Annotated in this window: 20 protein-coding genes; 5 read left to right on the top strand and 15 right to left on the bottom strand. The window is 63.1% G+C overall.

The genetic code is table 11. The features are described from left to right. Positions 1-23: 23 nt before the first annotated feature. Positions 24-2,162 carry a sodium-translocating pyrophosphatase gene (locus tag C7I85_RS01960; protein WP_106722261.1) on the bottom strand — a complete coding sequence of 713 codons (2,139 nt, stop codon included), beginning with the start codon at positions 2,160-2,162 and terminating at the stop codon, positions 24-26. Between the two features lie 242 nt (positions 2,163-2,404). Beyond that, positions 2,405-2,899, bottom strand: coding sequence for a DUF2165 family protein (locus C7I85_RS01955; RefSeq protein WP_106722260.1), 495 nt, complete (start codon positions 2,897-2,899; stop codon positions 2,405-2,407). A gap of 136 nt (positions 2,900-3,035) precedes the next feature. Between C7I85_RS01955 and C7I85_RS01950 the strand changes: the two genes are divergently transcribed. Next, on the top strand, positions 3,036-3,212 hold the full coding sequence (locus tag C7I85_RS01950) for a hypothetical protein (protein ID WP_181257052.1): 177 nt from the start codon (positions 3,036-3,038) through the stop codon (positions 3,210-3,212). Positions 3,213-3,219: 7 nt separating this feature from the next. On the opposite strand, the gene C7I85_RS01945 is transcribed toward C7I85_RS01950, so the two are convergent. From C7I85_RS01945 to C7I85_RS01885, 13 genes are all read right to left on the bottom strand, one after another. Beyond that, a complete protein-coding gene (locus C7I85_RS01945) occupies positions 3,220-4,443 on the bottom strand; it encodes an MFS transporter (RefSeq protein WP_106722258.1) in 1,224 nt (407 codons plus the stop codon). After that, entirely contained in the window at positions 4,440-4,940 is a 501-nt protein-coding gene (nusB, locus tag C7I85_RS01940) for a transcription antitermination factor NusB (RefSeq protein WP_106722257.1), read from the bottom strand. The genes C7I85_RS01945 and nusB overlap by 4 nt, the downstream gene beginning before the upstream one ends. Positions 4,941-4,942: 2 nt before the next feature. Beyond that, positions 4,943-5,398 carry a 6,7-dimethyl-8-ribityllumazine synthase gene (gene ribH / locus C7I85_RS01935; protein WP_106722256.1) on the bottom strand — a complete coding sequence of 152 codons (456 nt, stop codon included), beginning with the start codon at positions 5,396-5,398 and terminating at the stop codon, positions 4,943-4,945. A 94-nt stretch (positions 5,399-5,492) separates the two neighbouring features. Beyond that, positions 5,493-5,768: a type II toxin-antitoxin system RelE/ParE family toxin gene (locus C7I85_RS01930; protein ID WP_106722585.1), complete on the bottom strand. Its 276-nt coding sequence runs from the start codon at positions 5,766-5,768 to the stop codon at positions 5,493-5,495. After that, positions 5,768-6,028: a CopG family ribbon-helix-helix protein gene (locus tag C7I85_RS01925; protein ID WP_106722255.1), complete on the bottom strand. Its 261-nt coding sequence runs from the start codon at positions 6,026-6,028 to the stop codon at positions 5,768-5,770. Before C7I85_RS01925 ends, C7I85_RS01930 begins: the two co-directional genes overlap by 1 nt. 59 nt (positions 6,029-6,087) lie before the next feature. Next, entirely contained in the window at positions 6,088-6,696 is a 609-nt protein-coding gene (locus C7I85_RS01920) for a riboflavin synthase (protein ID WP_106722254.1), read from the bottom strand. After that, a complete protein-coding gene (gene ribD / locus C7I85_RS01915; RefSeq protein ID WP_106722253.1) occupies positions 6,696-7,817 on the bottom strand; it encodes a bifunctional diaminohydroxyphosphoribosylaminopyrimidine deaminase/5-amino-6-(5-phosphoribosylamino)uracil reductase RibD in 1,122 nt (373 codons plus the stop codon). The genes C7I85_RS01920 and ribD overlap by 1 nt, the downstream gene beginning before the upstream one ends. After that, positions 7,804-8,283, bottom strand: coding sequence for a transcriptional regulator NrdR (gene nrdR, locus C7I85_RS01910; protein ID WP_106722252.1), 480 nt, complete (start codon positions 8,281-8,283; stop codon positions 7,804-7,806). The genes ribD and nrdR overlap by 14 nt, the downstream gene beginning before the upstream one ends. Positions 8,284-8,548: 265 nt before the next feature. Next, positions 8,549-9,862: a serine hydroxymethyltransferase gene (glyA, locus tag C7I85_RS01905; RefSeq protein ID WP_106722251.1), complete on the bottom strand. Its 1,314-nt coding sequence runs from the start codon at positions 9,860-9,862 to the stop codon at positions 8,549-8,551. A 193-nt stretch (positions 9,863-10,055) separates the two neighbouring features. After that, complete coding sequence (locus C7I85_RS01900; RefSeq protein WP_106722250.1) at positions 10,056-11,309, bottom strand: L,D-transpeptidase family protein; 1,254 nt, start codon at positions 11,307-11,309, stop codon at positions 10,056-10,058. Positions 11,310-11,664: 355 nt separating this feature from the next. Continuing rightward, on the bottom strand, positions 11,665-12,180 hold the full coding sequence (gene ldtR / locus C7I85_RS01895; RefSeq protein WP_106722249.1) for a transcriptional regulator LdtR: 516 nt from the start codon (positions 12,178-12,180) through the stop codon (positions 11,665-11,667). Between the two features lie 167 nt (positions 12,181-12,347). After that, positions 12,348-12,794 (bottom strand): DUF6163 family protein, encoded by a 447-nt coding sequence (locus tag C7I85_RS01890; RefSeq protein ID WP_428832800.1) that lies wholly within the window; start codon positions 12,792-12,794, stop codon positions 12,348-12,350. After that, the gene (locus C7I85_RS01885; protein ID WP_106722248.1) at positions 12,791-13,834 is read right to left on the bottom strand and encodes an enoyl-CoA hydratase/isomerase family protein; all 1,044 of its coding nucleotides are present in this window, start codon (positions 13,832-13,834) and stop codon (positions 12,791-12,793) included. Before C7I85_RS01885 ends, C7I85_RS01890 begins: the two co-directional genes overlap by 4 nt. 185 nt (positions 13,835-14,019) lie before the next feature. Here C7I85_RS01885 and hemB point away from each other — a divergent pair, with 185 nt between their 5' ends. From hemB to C7I85_RS01865, 4 genes are all read left to right on the top strand, one after another. Beyond that, positions 14,020-15,051 (top strand): porphobilinogen synthase, encoded by a 1,032-nt coding sequence (hemB, locus tag C7I85_RS01880; RefSeq protein ID WP_106722247.1) that lies wholly within the window; start codon positions 14,020-14,022, stop codon positions 15,049-15,051. A 38-nt stretch (positions 15,052-15,089) separates the two neighbouring features. Continuing rightward, positions 15,090-15,386, top strand: coding sequence for a nucleotidyltransferase family protein (locus C7I85_RS01875; protein ID WP_106722246.1), 297 nt, complete (start codon positions 15,090-15,092; stop codon positions 15,384-15,386). Next, positions 15,386-15,733, top strand: a complete 348-nt coding sequence (locus C7I85_RS01870) for a HepT-like ribonuclease domain-containing protein (RefSeq protein ID WP_106722245.1) — start codon at positions 15,386-15,388, stop codon at positions 15,731-15,733. Before C7I85_RS01875 ends, C7I85_RS01870 begins: the two co-directional genes overlap by 1 nt. A 124-nt stretch (positions 15,734-15,857) precedes the next feature. After that, on the top strand, positions 15,858-16,328 hold the full coding sequence (locus C7I85_RS01865) for an RDD family protein (protein WP_106722244.1): 471 nt from the start codon (positions 15,858-15,860) through the stop codon (positions 16,326-16,328). Positions 16,329-16,376 lie beyond the last annotated feature (48 nt).

Raw genomic sequence — 16,376 nt, 5'->3', positions numbered from 1 at the left:
TTGTCTCTAGGCTGTTTGCGGGATCAGTGTGCCAGCACCGCCAGGAGAAGAAGCGCGACGATGTTAGTGATCTTGATCGCCGGGTTCACCGCAGGGCCGGCGGTGTCCTTGTAGGGGTCGCCGACCGTGTCGCCGGTGACGGAAGCCTTGTGCGCCTCCGAGCCCTTGAGGTGCTTGACGCCGTTCTTGTCGGAAAAACCATCCTCGAACGACTTCTTGGCATTGTCCCAGGCGCCGCCGCCGGAGGTCATCGAGATGGCGACGAACAGGCCGTTGACGATGACGCCGAGCAGCGAGGCGCCGAGCGCCGCGAAAGCGGAAGCTTTGGAGCCCGAGATCAGCAGCACGCCGAAATAGACGACGATCGGTGCCAGCACCGGCAGCAGCGACGGGATAATCATTTCCTTGATCGCCGCCTTGGTCAGAATATCGACCGCGCGGGCATAGTCGGGCTTGGAGGTACCCTTCATGATGCCCGGATCCTCTCGGAACTGCCGGCGCACCTCCTCCACGATCGACCCGGCCGCGCGGCCGACCGCCGTCATGGCGATGCCGCCGAACAGGTAGGGGATGAGGCCGCCGATCAGCAGGCCGGCAACGACGTAGGGGTTGGAAAGATCGAAGGAGATCTCACCAATGCCCTGGAAGTACGGGAACTTGTCGCCATTGGCCGCGAAGTAACGCAGGTCGTTTGAATAGGCCGCGAACAGCACCAGCGCGCCGAGACCGGCCGAGCCGATTGCATAGCCCTTGGTCACCGCCTTGGTGGTGTTGCCGACCGCATCAAGCGCGTCGGTGGAGTGGCGCACTTCCTTGGGCAGGCCGGCCATTTCGGCAATGCCGCCGGCATTGTCGGTGACCGGGCCGAAGGCGTCGAGCGCCACGATCATGCCGGCAAGGCCGAGCATGGTGGTGACCGCGATCGCCGTGCCGTAAAGCCCGGCGAGCTGGTAGGTGGTGATGATACCGGCAACGATGACGATGGCCGGCAGCGCCGTCGCTTCCAGCGAGACTGCAAGGCCCTGGATGACATTGGTGCCGTGGCCGGTGACCGACGCCTGCGCGATCGACACCACCGGGCGCTTGCCCGTGCCGGTGTAGTATTCGGTGATGACTACGATCAGGCCCGTGACGATCAAGCCGATGATGCCGCAGGTGAACAGGCTGCTACCCACGATAGTACTGCCGCCGGCAGTACCGATCTCGCCCCAGCCGACGGTCAGCGAGGTCGCCACCGCGAGGCCGAGAATGGACAGGATGCCGGTGACGACCAGCCCCCTGTAGAGGGCGCCCATGATCGAGCCGTTCGCACCGAGCTTGACGAAATAAGTGCCGATGATCGAGGTGACGATGCAGGCGCCGCAGATCACCAGCGGATAGAGCATCACATTCTGCAGCACCGCCGTGCCGCCGAAGAAGATAGCGCCGAGCACCATGGTGGCGACGACCGTCACCGCATAGGTCTCGAACAGGTCGGCTGCCATGCCGGCGCAGTCGCCGACATTGTCGCCCACATTGTCGGCGATGGTTGCAGGGTTGCGCGGATCGTCCTCGGGGATGCCCGCCTCGACCTTGCCGACGAGATCACCACCGACGTCAGCGCCCTTGGTGAAGATGCCGCCGCCCAGACGCGCGAAGATCGAGATCAGCGACGCGCCGAAGCCCAGCGACACCAGCGAGTCGATGACGACGCGGCTGTCCGGCGCAAGGCCCATCGGGCCGGTGAGGACCCAGTAGTAGACGGAGACGCCGAGCAGCGCGAGACCCGCCACCAGCATGCCGGTGATGGCACCGGACTTGAAGGCGATGTCGAGGCCGGCCGCGAGGCTGTTGGAGGCGGCCTGTGCGGTGCGCACATTGGCGCGGACCGAAACATGCATACCGATGAAGCCGGCGGTGCCGGAGAGCACGGCGCCGATCAGGAAACCGATCGCTGCTGTAGCCGATAGCAGCCACCATGCGAGAAGGAAAACCACCACGCCCACCATGGCAATGGTCGTGTACTGACGCGCAAGATATGCCTGTGCCCCCTCCCGGATGGCAGCGGATATTTCCTGCATGCGTGCGTTGCCCTGGTCGGAGGCGAGCACCGACCGTGTAGCCAGAATGGCATAGAGGACAGAGAGCAGGCCGCAGGCAATGACGACGTATAGCATTGTCATATGCCGATCTTCCCTGATTGTGGGCCCGGTAGAACCCCTCCCCGGGCCACGCGGTTGCGACCGGCGACCATACGCCGCACGGTCTGTCACAATTTGTGCGAAACGGGTTACGCCACGTCAAGGCCTGTTAGCATTTTGGTTCGGGAATCGCCGCTTTGTGCCTGTTTGGGCGCGGCAAATGCCCTTGGCGGACGCAATGCGCACTCGCCATGGGCGAATCGGTGCAAGCCTGTCGGCACGTATCAAGCGAGGTCGCCGTCCGGCTGGTTGACGAAGATCAGCACGGCCAGGATCGTCATGTAGAACTTGAACGCCGCCTCCTGGCCGTTCCAGGTCTGCGACTGCCACATGGCGAACCATTCGCCGCCAATGACCATGAAGCCGAAATACCAGACGAGAAAGCCCATGGTGGCGGCGACGACCACGAATCGCTTTGCTCCGTTGAAGGCAGCGCCCGACAGATGCCGCGCCTGCCACAGCCTCCAGCTGGCGATGAGGAACAGGATGCAGGTCAGCCCCTCGCCGATTATGATCAGCCAGTAGCCAGCGGTCCAAAGCGACGGATTGGTGATCGACCTGTACATCAGCGCGTTGCCGGGAAAGGTCGTGTCCATGCTCAGCACATGCTGAACGAAGGCGTAGTTCGAGCCGTAGTCGGTTATGTTGCCGAAGGCGACAAGAAAGGCGAAGGCCGCCAGGCAAAGGCACATAATGATTTTAGAATAGCGGAAGGTCATGTCAAAAACTCCTGAGTTCGGGTCTTCCAGAAACCCAGGCGATAAAGTGCCGAGTCGATCTGTGATGGCAACTTCAGCTGATGCGTCAGTTGTCTTGACGGCCACGGCCGAGCGCTATGCAGCCCAGCAAGGAGTTTTGGACAAAATTCTGGCCGCCGCCCTGCCCGCCCATTGCCAGCTGGGCGATCTCGTCTCCGTCAAAATCGACGGGGCTACCCACGAATTCGTGCTGCTGCGCCGGCGCTGGATAGCAGGCGACGGCAGCACTCGGCTGGAAGTCACGCTCGACTATCCAGCGCATGGCGGGCGCTAGAGGCGGATCAGGATTCGCTGCTGGCAGGGGCCGCGGCGGCGAACTTCTTGCGCACGACCAGAAGGCCGAGGGCTCCGAGACAGATGACCGCGACCGGGAAGATGATCCAGTTCAGCATCTCCCAGCCATGGGCATTGTAGACCCGGCCCGACATGAGCGAGGCGAAGGCAACGGTGCTGAACAGGACGAAGTCATGGAAGCCCTGCACCTTGCCTTTCTCGGCCGGCTCATAGGTTTCGGAGACCAGCGCGGTGGCGCCGATGAAGCCGAAATTCCAGCCAAGCCCGAGCAGGATGAGCGCCGTCCAGAATTGCCAAAGCGCGATGCCCGACAACGCCACAATCGCGCAGCCGACCAAGAGCAGGAAGCCGACCGACACGACGGCGCTGGCTCCGAAGCGCTGGATGAGGCGGCCGGTGAAGAAGCTGGGCCCGAACATGGCCATGACGTGCCAGGAAATGCCCAGCGTCGCCTCGTCGGGCGAGAAGCCGCAGCCGACCATGGCCAGCGGCGCACCGGTCATGACGAATGTCATCAGCGCGAAGGAGCCGACGCCGCACAAAAGCGCCACGATGAAGCGCGGCTGCGAGACGATCTGCATCAGCGGCCGGCCGGTGTCGCCATCGGCGGCATGGCTGTGAGCGACGTTTTTCACGCGCAGGAAGGAAAGAATGATCGAGCCGACGACGGCCAGCGCCATGATCGCCGCGAAAGAGCCGGCGAACATCACGGGTGCGAAAAGCTCGCGCGTGAAGATCACGATCTGCGGCCCAAGAATGGCGGTGACGATACCGCCGGCCAGCACGAAGGAAATCGCCCGCGCCCGGAACTCGCGCGGCGCATTGTCGGCCGCGGCGAAACGGAACTGCTGGACGAAGGAATTGCCGATGCCGATGGCCATGAGGCCGAACGCAAACAGCCAGAAATTCATCTGGAACAGCGCGACCGTCGCAATCGCCCCGCCCAGGCCGGTGACCAGCGTTCCGGTCATGAAGCCATTGCGGTGACCAAGCCAGCGGATGAGCGCCGCCGCCGGCAGCGCGCCAATCGCCGTACCGACATTGAAGCCGGTGACAGGCGCTGTGGCCAGCGACTTGTCGACGTCGAGAAGATAGTGGCCGGCCAGCGCGCCCAGCGAAATGGAGATGGGAGAGGCCGACCCGACTATAGCCTGCGCGGCGGCGAGAATGACCGCCGTGCGCCGCGCACTGCGATCGACCGTCGCCGTCACGATGCGCCCTTGCCGCGTCCTTCGCCGCGCACTCGCCGCGAGACACGGTCGAGCACGGCGTTAACCAGCTTGGGCTCTTCCTCGACATAGAAGGCCTTGGCGATGTCGACATATTCGGAAACGATGACGGCGACGGGAACGTCGGTGCGCTGCATCAGCTCGTAGACGCCGGCGCGCAGGATTGCGCGCAGCGTGGAATCGAGGCGCGACAGCGGCCAGTCGTCAGTCAGCGCCTGGCGGATGACCGGGTCGACCGTCTTCTGGTTTTCGACCACGCCGGCCAGGATGGCGCGGAACCACTGCGGGTCCGCCTCGCGGTAGAGATCGCCGTCCACTTCCTTGCCGAGGCGGAAGGCTTCGTATTCGGCGGTAATTTCAAGCAGGCCGCTGCCTGCAACGTCCATCTGGTAGAGGGCCTGCACGGCGGCAAGGCGTGCGGCGCCGCGCTTGTTGGCCTGGCGCGGCTGCGGACGTGAATTATCGGTAGGCTCGGTCAAGATCAGGCTCCCAGGCGCTCGCGGAGCGCGATCATGGTAAGTGCCGCCCGGGCAGCGAAACCGCCCTTGTCGCCCTCATGGCGACGCGCGCGCGCCCAGGCCTGCTCATCGTTCTCGACGGTGAGGATGCCGTTGCCGACGGCCAAGGATTCCTCGACCGCCAGGTCCATCAGCGCCCGACAGGATTCATTGGCGACGATGTCGAAGTGGTAAGTCTCGCCGCGAATGACCGTGCCCAACGCGACGAAGCCATCATAGTCCGTGCCGCCCTCTTCCGCACCGTCCAGCGCAAAGGAAATCACTGCCGGGATTTCGAGCGCACCCGGGACCGTCACCACCTCATAGGTGGCGCCTGCCTCGTCGAGCGCAGTCTTCGCACCTTCCAACAATGCGTCGGCCAGGCCGTCATAGAAACGGGCTTCGATGATGAGCAGATGGGGTGGGCGTAAACTGGCCATGATAGTCTCCGGAAAGGCGGTGACTTAGGCCTATGCGGCCAACTTCGCAAGCGCAAGATTGGCGGATCGCCAATTGGATCGCACCCGCATTGCTCTAACGATCCTCCCGCGTATGCCACAAGCGCAACACGTAAATGGTCGAATCCCGGATCTCGTAGCGCATTTCATAATGCCCAACCAGAATGCGACGAACCTCGCGCGGTTCGAATTCCTCGAGTTTTTCGCCCAAGCGCGGATGCTCCAACAATCGCGCCGGTGCATTTGTAAGGGATTGAACGACATGAGCCGCAGCCCTTGGATTGACGGCAGCCAGAAAATCATGGAGCCGCACAAGGTCAGTCAGTGCCTTGGCGGTCCATTTCAGCTCCATCATAGCGGGGCGGGCAACGGTTTGTCGGTGTCGAGGCTTTCCGCCCAGGCGCGAACAGCCTCATGATCGATAACGCGACCGGCATCGACATCGGCAAGCGCTTCGAGCGTCAGCCGACGGCGCTCCTCTTCCTGATCGATCCAGGCTGCGAGGGCCTGCTTGACGATCCATCCCTTGGGCCGTTCGAGGCGAGCCGCCAGCTCATCCACTTTCTCGGCGAGCGGCAGCGGCACATGTGCCGTGATTACCTTGGTTTCCATCGGACCTCTCAATCGCTTTTAATCATAGTGATTAGATCCGATTAAGTCGAGGAAAGGCCCTATTCCGCAGCCTCAGCCAGCCGCGCGGCGTAGCGGGCCATGGTGTCGACCTCGAGATTGACGTGATTGCCGACCTGGCGCTCGCCCCAGGTCGTGACCTGCAGCGAATGATGGATGAGCAGCACGTCGAAGCGCGTACCTTCAACCTTGTTGACGGTCAGCGAGGTGCCGTCGAGGGCCACGGAGCCTTTCGGCGCGATGAATTTCGCGTATTCCCTCGGCGCTTCGAGCGTGAAGCGGACGGCGTCGCCCTCGTCCTCACGCGCCACGATCTTGGCCATGCCGTCGACGTGACCGGACACGATGTGGCCGCCGAGCTCGTCGCCGATCTTCAGCGCGCGCTCGAGGTTCAGCCGCGAGCCGGCCTTCCAGCCGGAGGCGGTGGTGAGGCGCAGCGCCTCTTCCCAGGCCTCGACCTCGAACCAGCGGCTGTTAGAGTCGGTTTCAGGCAGGGCGACGACTGTCAGGCAGACGCCGCTGCAAGCGATCGATGCACCGATGGCGATGGTCTTGGGGTCGTAAGCCGTGTCGATGCGCAGCCGCACGCCCTCGCGCAGCGGCGAAACGGAAGCGATCGCGCCCACATCGGTGACAATTCCAGTAAACATCAAAAACCTCTCGTCCATTCGGCATAGCTGTCGTCGCCGAAGCGTGCCTCGCGCACCAGCCGGAAACCTGCCGGGATATGGTCCCTATCGATCGGAGCCGCAATGCCATCCGCCCCGAGCCGGCCCGACCCCTGGAAGATGACGATGCGGTCGACCATGTCGTCGGCCAGCAGGTTTCGCGCTGTCTCGGCCCCGCCCTCGACCATGACGTTCATCATGCCCTGCGCGGCGAGGTCTTCCAAAAGTTCCGGCAGCGCGATGCGGCCTTCGAAGGTGTCGGTGGCCAGAATTTTGACGCCCATCGCCGCAAGCACCGCCTTGTGGGCAGGATCCGCCTCCGGACCGACAGCTAGATAGACCGGAACCGCCTCGGCGGAACGCGCCAGCCGCCCTTGCGGCGACAGCCGCGCCTGGCGGTCGAGCACGAGGCGCACGGGGGAGCGGCTTTCGAGCCCCGGCAGCCGAACGGTCAGCTCGGGATCGTCCGCGAGCGCGGTATTGATGCCGACCACGATGACGTCGGCCTCGGCGCGCATCAGATGCACCTGCCGGCGCGAAATCGGCCCGGTGATGGCGATCTGCCCCTCGCCCGGACGGCCGATCATGCCATCGGCCGAAAGCGCAAGTTTCAGCGTAACATGCGGGCGCATCCTGACCGAGCGGCTGAGATAGCCGGCGAGCTGGTCGCTGGCCTCGTCGGCCATGACGCGTTCGACCACCTCGATGCCGGCGGCGCGCAGGATCGAGTAGCCCTTGCCGGCAACGCGCGGATCGGGATCGTTGGCTGCCCCCACCACACGGGTCACCCCGGCGGCAACGAGCGCGTTGGCGCAAGGCGGCGTGCGGCCATGGTGGGCGCAGGGTTCGAGCGTGACGTAAGCCGTGGCGCCGCGCGCCTTCTCGCCGGCGTCGGCCAGTGCCTCGGCCTCGGCGTGAGGACGACCGCCTAGAGCGGTCACGCCCCGCCCGACGATCACCGGGCCGTTGCCGTCATCGCGGACGATCAGCGTGCCCACGGCCGGATTGGTGCCGGTGAGCCCGGCATGCTTGCGTGAATATCGCAAGGCCGCCGCCATGAAGCGGCGGTCTGTCGCCGCCTGGTCCGCGTCAGCGCTCGGCATGATGCTCCTCTTCGTCCTCACCCTTCAGCTCGCCCAGGACATCGTGGAAATCCTTGGCCTCGCGGAAATTGCGATAGACGGAGGCGAAACGAACATAGGCAACGTCGTCGAGCGCCTTCAGCGCCTCCATGACCAGCCGGCCGATCTCGCCCGTGGTGACTTCGGTCTCACCCGAGCTTTCGAGTTGACGCACAATGCCGGTGACGGCGCGGTCGATGCGGTCGGGATCGACATTGCGCTTGCGGCAGGCGATCTCCATCGAGCGCAGCAGCTTGTCGCGGCTGAACGGAACCTTGCGGCCCGACTTCTTGACCACGACGAGATCGCGCAGCTGCACGCGCTCGAAGGTGGTGAAGCGGCCGCCACAATCCGGGCAGACCCTGCGACGGCGGATCGCCGCGCCATCCTCGGCGGGGCGGGAATCTTTGACCTGGGTGTCTTCCGACTGACAATAAGGGCAGCGCATGGATATCCCGCTCGCTCGCGATTCTTTCTGGCGCCGAAGCTAGTGGCTTTCCGTTCAAGTAGGAAGCAAGAAGGCGGAAATCCAACGCTGTTACAGGGGTGAACGGTCCGTATCTTGTCTTTGCGGGGGAAATCGCCCCCAAACGCTTGTGTCTGAGCTAGGTCGAGACGTGGATTCCCGGCATCCAAAGCCGGGGCCCCAGAAAGGAAAACGGCCGCCGCGAGTTCACGCGGCAGCCGTTTCCAAAAGCCTGATGGCGCAGAGCTTACCCGAGATACGGATAGAGCGGGAAGCGATCGGTCAGCGCCACGACCTTCTGCTTTACCGCAGCCTCGACCGCAGCGTTGCCCTCGTCGGAATTCGCGACCTTCAGGCCATCGAGCACTTCGGCGATCAGGTTGCCGATCTCGCGGAACTCGGCCTCACCGAAGCCGCGGGTCGTGCCCGCCGGGGTGCCGAGACGGATGCCCGAGGTGACGAAGGGCTTTTCCGGGTCGAAGGGAATGCCGTTCTTGTTGCAGGTGATGTTGGCGCGGCCAAGAGCGGCCTCGGCTCGCTTGCCGGTGGCGTTCTTGGGGCGCAGATCGACCAGCATCAGGTGGTTGTCGGTGCCGCCCGAGACGATATCGAGGCCGGTCGACTTGAGGCTATCGGAAAGCGCCTTGGCGTTGGCGACGACATTGGCCGCATAGGTCTTGAACTCGGGCTTCAGCGCCTCGCCGAATGCCACGGCCTTGGCGGCGATGACGTGCATCAGCGGGCCGCCCTGCAGGCCGGGGAACACCGCCGAGTTCATCTTCTTTGCGATGTCCTCGTCATTGGTGAGGATCATGCCGCCGCGCGGTCCGCGCAGCGACTTGTGCGTGGTGGTGGTGACGACGTGGGCGTAAGGCAGCGGCGACGGATGCTGGCCACCGGCGACGAGACCCGCGATGTGGGCCATGTCGACCATCAACCAGGCGCCGATCGAGTCGGCGATCTCGCGGAAACGCTTCCAGTCCCAGATGCGCGAATAGGCAGTGCCGCCGGCCAGGATCAGCTTGGGCTTGTGCTGCTGCGCCAGCTTCTCGACCTCGTCCATGTCGAGCAGGTGGTCGTCCTTGCGCACGCCGTAGGAAATCGGCTTGAACCACTTGCCGGACATGTTGACCGGCGAGCCGTGGGTCAGGTGGCCGCCCGAATTGAGGTCGAGGCCCATGAAGGAGTCGCCCGGCTGCAGCAGCGCCAGGAATACCGCCTGGTTCATCTGGCTGCCGGAGTTCGGCTGAACGTTGGCGAAGTTGCAGTTGAACAGCTTCTTGGCGCGCTCGATGGCGAGTTCCTCGGCCACGTCGACGAACTGGCAGCCGCCATAGTAGCGCTTGCCGGGATAGCCCTCGGCATATTTGTTGGTCATGATCGAGCCCTGCGCCTCGAGAACGGCGCGGCTGACGATGTTTTCGGACGCGATCAGCTCGATCTCATGGCGCTGGCGGCCGAGCTCGTTGCGGATGGCGCCATAAATCTCGGGATCGGCGTCGGCGAGCGTCGTGCCGAAGAAGGATTCGAAGTGCTGGAAGTCGGCCGAGTCTCTTGCCATGTCGGATCAATCCTTGCTGTCTGGGGCCATGCGGCCGGGGCGGTGCCTGCTGCGGCGGGCCATTAGCACACTTGCCGCTAGGTCGCCACGTTCGCGGCGCGAAATTTGATTGTCGCTTTGCGTCAACCCTTGCGCCTGAAAGGAAAAAGGCCGCCCGAATGGACGGCCTCTTCCATTTTCGGGTATCCGCGCCTTACTGGGCGGACGAAATCTTCAGTTCCTGCACGCCGTCCTTGGCGTAAATATCGTCGCGGAACTGGACGACGCCGTCACCCGTCGACCAGGCGGTGACATAGGTGAAGTAGACCGGCACGGGGTTGGTGACCGGCACCGGCGTGTTCACGCCGGACTTGATGGTCTGCTCGAAGCGCTGGCGATCCCAGCCGGGCGTGTCGCGCAGGATCCAGGTGACCAGGTCACGCACGTTCTGGACGCGCACGCAGCCCGAGGAATCGAAGCGCATCAGCTTGTTGAACAGGCTCTGCTGCGGCGTGTCGTGCATGTAGACGCCGTCCGGGCTCGGGAAGTTGATCTTCACCGACGCCATAGCATTGATGGTGCTGGGGTCCTGACGGAACAGATACTTTGCCGCCTCTTCGGTCGACCAGTCGACTGTCGTCGGATCGACCTCGCCGCCTTTGGGAGCGAACAGGCGGATGTGGTTGTCCTTCAGGTAGTTCGGATTCTTCCGCATCAGCGGGATGATGTCCTTGCGGACGATCGAGATCGGCGCATTCCAGTACGGGTTGACGATGATCTCGTTGATCTTCGAATTCACGATCGGCGACTGGCGGTCGATCTTGCCGACGATGGCCGTGTGGCGCAGCACCACGCGATCATTCTCGACCGCCTCGATCTGGGCTGCCGGGATGTTCACGTTGACGTAGCGCTCGCCAAGCGTGCCGGCCTGAGCCTGGAGGCGGGTCAGGTTGGTCTCGAGCTGGCCGAGCCGCACCGGGGCGCTGATGTTCATCGCCGCATAGGTGTACTGGCCCATCACGCCGTCGCCCGGCAAGCCGTGGCGGGTCTGGAAGCGCTTCACGGCCGCATCGACATAGGTGTCGAACGAATCGGAAATACCGGCGCGCTGCGACAGGTCGCCCGAAACCATCAGGCGCTTGCGCAAAGCCTGCACGTCGGGATCGCTGACGCCGAGCTGCAGCTTCTTGTTTGCCGGCACTTCGGGCCAACCGCCCTGGCCGACGACGTTCTGGTAGTCCATGATCGACTGCTGGACATAGCCAACCGTGCGCGGGCTGAAGATCGGCTGCGTGGAGGCTACCTTGCCGCCCTCGCTGGCGCGGGCATCGAAGGTGTCGTCCCAATTGCCGCGACGCGAAGACTGCAAGATCTCGTCAACCACGTCCTGCGCTTTGGCTGCACCCGCGATCGCGGTCACGGCAAGCGCACTGGCTGCGGTTAGGAAAGAACGGCGCGTAGTTTTCATGGGCATTCCAGACATCTATCCTGCATTGCACAGACGGACAAAATTTGTCCGCATTGTATGGTGGCCACTCTTAACAATCAGCCAACCATAACCCCGACATCGTCAGACGCAGATGCGTTGTTCGTTCGGAGTTCCCCCGCAAGCAATCCCTTGAGCCGGCGGTCCAGTATCACCCTACCGGATATCCATCCGAATATGGCGTTAGCGTGGCCATAGCGAACAACCATGCAACACACCAGAAAAAAGAAAACCGGCGCAGGGAGGCGCCGGCACTGACTGGAGGTTTGTCCAGCCGCGATCATTGCCGCGGCTTGTTATCTGAAACCTTCCCCGCGCAAGGCAGAGGACGCACCGATTACATGCGGTAGGCGATGGTGTCGTTCCAGAAGCGGTCGAGGCGCTGCAGGGCGCGGTTCATCTGCTGGAACTCGTCGGCATTGATGCCACCGACCTGCTCGATCGAGCCGATGTGGCGCTCATAGAGCTTGCCCACGACTTCCGCCACCTCGGAACCCTTGTCTGTCAGGCTGACGCGGACCGAACGGCGGTCGATGCGCGAGCGCTGGTGGTTGATGAAGCCGAGTTCGACCAGCTTCTTCAGGTTGTAAGAGACATTCGAGCCAAGATAGTAGCCACGCGAACGCAGCTCGCCGGCGGTCAGCTCGGCATTGCCGATGTTGAACAGGAGCAGTGCCTGGATGGCGTTGATGTCGCTGCGGCCATTGCGGTCGAATTCGTCCTTGATCACGTCAAGCAAACGGCGGTGCAGTCTTTCGACCAGCTGCAGCGATTCCATGTAAAGCGTGCGGATGGAGTCGCGGCGTTCGTCGGATACGCTGGCGGTCTTCGCCACAGGACGGGAATTGATCATGGTCTTTGCCTCTCGTTTGTCGCCGAGGTGATTGTTTTGTTTTTCTCACCTTGATCGCGAGACTAGCCCTGACCCATAAAATTCGACTTAAACACCAGGCTTAACAAGGCCTTACCTGGAGCGACCTTGCGCGGAGGGTTAACAAACGACGACCCGGATGGGGTCTGTTAACCCTGCCGCTCCGCCTCCCTTTTCTGCATGAAGATATGCACGCGGAAGGCCGTGTAGATGAGCGCCACGCAGATATGCGAGGCGACCACGGCAAAGCGGTGCCCGAACAGATCGGGATAGACCGCATACATGATGACCTCGGTCACCGCGCAGATGAACCAGATGACCGGGCCCCACGACGCGAGCATCCAGAGACCGCTGGCCGCGAAGGGATAAAGCACGGCGAGCATGGAAACAGTGACCTGCCAATAGACGGGCATGCGGTCGAAGCGCCACAGCGGCGCGTCGTAAACGCCGATCAGACGCACCCAGTAGAGGACGCCGAACATCAGGCAGTAGAGCGAGATGATTCTCCAGAACCACACGAACCCGGTCTCCGCGACCGATGGGCCAATGATGCCGCCCGACCTGACGATCCGTTCATTCACAGTCCGTTCGCTCACAGTTCCAGATCTCCATCCGCCAGCGGCGCGAAATAGGCGTCGATCGCCTCGGGGTCGACCGCGTCGAACGAAGCCGGCTCCCAGACGGGCTTGCCGTCCTTGTCGATGACGGCGGCACGGATGCCCTCATAGAAGTCGTGGCCGTGCAGCATGCGATTGAGAATGCGGAACTCCATGCGCATGCATTCGTCCATCGTCAGCGTCATGCCCTGGGTGATCTGCCGGAAGGCGACGCTGACGCTGGTCGGCGAGCGGCTGAGGATCGTGGCGAGCGTCTTGGCAGCAAACGCGTCGCTGGGCGCGGCCTCTTCCAGGCTCTCGAGGACTTCGGACAGCGAAGGCCGGGAAAAATGCTGGTCGATCGCTTCCTGCGTCGCCTGGTCGGTCTCGCGCTTTGCCGGAGCGAACACCTCGCGCAGGGAAGTGTCGGGATCGCCTGTTTCGGCCAGCCGCTCGACCAGGCCTTCCAGATATTCCGCCTTCATCGTGTGCGTGGCGAGCCCCGACCACAGCGCATCGCCATAGCGGATGCGGTTGCCGGTCAGGCCCAGATACATGCCGAAATGGCCACCGAGATCGGGCAGCAGATGGCTGCCGCCGACATCGGGGAAGAAGCCGATGCCCACCTCGGGCATCGCGAACTGCGCGTTCTCGGTCATCACCCGGTGCGAGCCGTGGCAGGAAATGCCGACGCCGCCGCCCATGACGATGCCGTCGATCAGCGCGACATAGGGTTTTGGGAAGTGCGCGATCTTGGCGTTGAGACGATATTCGTCGGCGAAGAAATCCACCGGCGGATTGCCGGCGCAACCGGCGTTATAGATGTCGACGATATCGCCACCGGCGGAAAACGCCCGGCCCTCGGCCTGGATGATGACCAGCGAGACCGCCGGATCATGCTCCCATTCGGCAAGCGCCCTGGACAGGGCCTTGATCATGGAATGAGTGACAGCGTTGAGCGCCTGCGGACGCGTCAGGGTGACGACGCCGGCACTGCCCAGCAGCTCGAAGCGGATTTCCTCGCCGCCGCCAAAATCCATTGGACAGAATCCCTACTTCAAACAACGCGTACTAACAGAAGGCCATGTCCCTAGTGCTACGGATTGCGCCGGGGTGCGTCAATGTTTCCTCGTTTTCGCGCGGCAAACAAGGGGCTGGCCTCATCCGTTCAGTTTGATGATCGGCCGGCCCGCGTGTTAAAAGCGCGCCATCTGGAGATTGCCCGATGAATAGAATGCCCCCTTTGAAGACCGCCGGCGCACGCTCCGTCGACGAAATCACTGGCAGCCGACGGCTGCGCCGCATGCGCAAGGCCGACTGGTCGCGACGGCTGGTGCAGGAGAATCACCTGACGGTGGACGACCTGATCTGGCCGATCTTCGTCATCGACGGCACGGATCGCCGCGAGCCGATACCGGCCATGCCGGGCGTGTTCCGGCTTTCGGTCGATCTCGCGGTCAAGGAGGCCGAACGCGCCGCCAAGCTCGGCATTCCGGCAATCGCCACCTTCCCCAATGTGGATATGAGCCTGCGCGACCAGACCGGTTCGCACATCCTCGACCCGCAGAACATCATCAACCGCACCTCCAGCGCCATCAAGGCGGCCGTACCGGAGATCGGCATCATCACCGACGCCGCGCTCGATCCCTTCACCAGCCACGGCCATGACGGCATCCTGCGCGACGGCATCATCGTCAACGACGAGACCGTGGAACAGGTGGCCGCCGCCGCCGTCCTCCAGGCAGCCGCCGGCGCCGACATCATCGCGCCGTCCGACATGATGGATGGCCGCATCGGCGCCATCCGCGACGCGCTCGACGCCAACGGTTTCCAGGACGTGGCCATCATGTCCTACGCGACCAAGTTCGCCTCGGCCTTCTACGGCCCGTATCGCGAGGCGATCGGCACGCAGGGCCTGCTCAAGGGCGACAAGAAGACCTATTACATCGACCACGCCAACTCGGACGAGGCCGTGCGCGAAGCCGAGCAGGACCTGGCCGAGGGCGCCGACATGCTGATGGTCAAGCCCGGCCTGCCCTATCTCGACATCATTCGCCGGCTGAAGGACGAGTTCCGGGTGCCGACCTTCGCCTACCAGGTGTCGGGCGAATATTCGATGATCAAGGCCGCCGCCGCCAATGGCTGGATCGACGGCGAAAAGGCCATGCTGGAAAGCCTGCTCGCCTTCAAGCGCGCCGGCTGCGACGGCATCCTGACCTATTTCGCGCCGGAAGTGGCCCAAATCCTGAAGGGATGACGGTCGATCCAGGTGAAATTCTGCTGTAGAATGGCACCATGAACAGAGCGCAGACGATCGAACAGTTGCGGCAGAATGCCGATGCCATCCGCGGCATGGGAGCAACGACGCTCTACTTGTTCGGATCGGTGGCTCGTGGCGATAATGCTTCCGGCAGCGATCTCGACTTGTTCATCGACTATGACGCGGAAAGCCGGTTTTCCCTTATCGACCTTGTTGGCATCAAGCAGTTTCTTGAAGAGACGATGAGTGGCGAGGTCGATATTACCACCCGTGACAGCCTTCATCCGATGTTGAAGGACGACATCGAACGCAACGCCATACGCATCTTCTGATGGCGCCGCGCAAGGTTCGGCCAATTCTAGCCGAGATGATCGAGGCGCTCGACGGCATAGCGAGTGCAACGGCCGGTAAGTCGCTCGACGACTTTCGGGCGGACTGGCTTCTGAAACATGGCGTACAGCGCGGCATCGAGATCATTTCGGAGGCTGCACGCCACCTGCCTGACGAACTCCTGCTTGCCGCTCCGGACGTGCCATGGAAACAGGTGCGGGGAATCGGCAATGTGCTGCGCCACGAGTATCACAGGATCGCTGATCCGATCATCTGGGCGGTTGTTACCGACAGTCTCCCTGCCTTGCGCGCGGGCGTGGAGCGAATGCTCGAAGCCCTTGATGAGTAAGAGAGAACGTCGAAGCAAAATCGGCCAGCAGCGGCGACACGGTCATTGAATCGTCGCGGCCGGTCACCATTTCTAGTAAAACCATGCTGGCGGGGCTATTCCCGCCTCGACAAGGAATATGGAAATGAGCACGCGCGTTCTCGACGGCGAAATCATCACGACGCGGCTCGACGATGTCCGCGCCTATGACGGCGTGCTGACGCGCCGGATCGTCGCCTTCTGCATCGATTATCTGATCATCGGCCTCCTGATGATCCCCTTCGCCATTCTGGTCTTCTTCCTGGGCATCATCACATTGGGCCTGGGCTGGGGCCTGTTCGGCGTTCTGTTCCCGATGGTGGCGCTGATCTATGTCTGGAACACGCTGGGCGGCCGCAACCAGGCGACTGCCGGCATGCGGATGATGGGCATCCGGCTCGACCGCCTTGACGGCAAGCCGGTGGACGGGATGCTCGCAATCGTCCACACCGTGCTGTTCTGGGCCGGCAATGTCGTGCTGACGCCGCTGATCCTTCTTGCGACGCTGTTCACCGACCGCAAGCGCACGCTTCACGACCTGCTGCTCGGCACCGTGGTGACCCGCGACGACCGCTGACATGCGCCTTTGGCAATGGCGGCCGGACTTCGCGCGGAATTGTACGCC

The organism is Pseudaminobacter soli (ex Li et al. 2025) (assembly GCF_003012705.1).
GTDB classification, from domain to species: Bacteria; Pseudomonadota; Alphaproteobacteria; order Rhizobiales; family Rhizobiaceae; genus Pseudaminobacter; species Pseudaminobacter soli.
This window is presented reverse-complemented; position numbering and strand designations above follow the sequence as displayed.

Coding starts and splice junctions, on each gene's coding strand:
- C7I85_RS01960 (WP_106722261.1), bottom strand. CDS start 2,162: ATGACAATGCTATACGTCGTCATTGCCTGCGGCCTGCTCTCTGTCCTC.
- C7I85_RS01955 (WP_106722260.1), bottom strand. CDS start 2,899: ATGACCTTCCGCTATTCTAAAATCATTATGTGCCTTTGCCTGGCGGCC.
- ribH (WP_106722256.1), bottom strand. CDS start 5,398: ATGGCCAGTTTACGCCCACCCCATCTGCTCATCATCGAAGCCCGTTTC.
- C7I85_RS01930 (WP_106722585.1), bottom strand. CDS start 5,768: ATGGAGCTGAAATGGACCGCCAAGGCACTGACTGACCTTGTGCGGCTC.
- C7I85_RS01925 (WP_106722255.1), bottom strand. CDS start 6,028: ATGGAAACCAAGGTAATCACGGCACATGTGCCGCTGCCGCTCGCCGAG.
- C7I85_RS01920 (WP_106722254.1), bottom strand. CDS start 6,696: ATGTTTACTGGAATTGTCACCGATGTGGGCGCGATCGCTTCCGTTTCG.
- ribD (WP_106722253.1), bottom strand. CDS start 7,817: ATGCCGAGCGCTGACGCGGACCAGGCGGCGACAGACCGCCGCTTCATG.
- nrdR (WP_106722252.1), bottom strand. CDS start 8,283: ATGCGCTGCCCTTATTGTCAGTCGGAAGACACCCAGGTCAAAGATTCC.
- glyA (WP_106722251.1), bottom strand. CDS start 9,862: ATGGCAAGAGACTCGGCCGACTTCCAGCACTTCGAATCCTTCTTCGGC.
- C7I85_RS01900 (WP_106722250.1), bottom strand. CDS start 11,309: ATGAAAACTACGCGCCGTTCTTTCCTAACCGCAGCCAGTGCGCTTGCC.
- ldtR (WP_106722249.1), bottom strand. CDS start 12,180: ATGATCAATTCCCGTCCTGTGGCGAAGACCGCCAGCGTATCCGACGAA.
- C7I85_RS01885 (WP_106722248.1), bottom strand. CDS start 13,834: ATGGATTTTGGCGGCGGCGAGGAAATCCGCTTCGAGCTGCTGGGCAGT.
- hemB (WP_106722247.1), top strand. CDS start 14,020: ATGAATAGAATGCCCCCTTTGAAGACCGCCGGCGCACGCTCCGTCGAC.
- C7I85_RS01875 (WP_106722246.1), top strand. CDS start 15,090: ATGAACAGAGCGCAGACGATCGAACAGTTGCGGCAGAATGCCGATGCC.
- C7I85_RS01870 (WP_106722245.1), top strand. CDS start 15,386: ATGGCGCCGCGCAAGGTTCGGCCAATTCTAGCCGAGATGATCGAGGCG.
- C7I85_RS01865 (WP_106722244.1), top strand. CDS start 15,858: ATGAGCACGCGCGTTCTCGACGGCGAAATCATCACGACGCGGCTCGAC.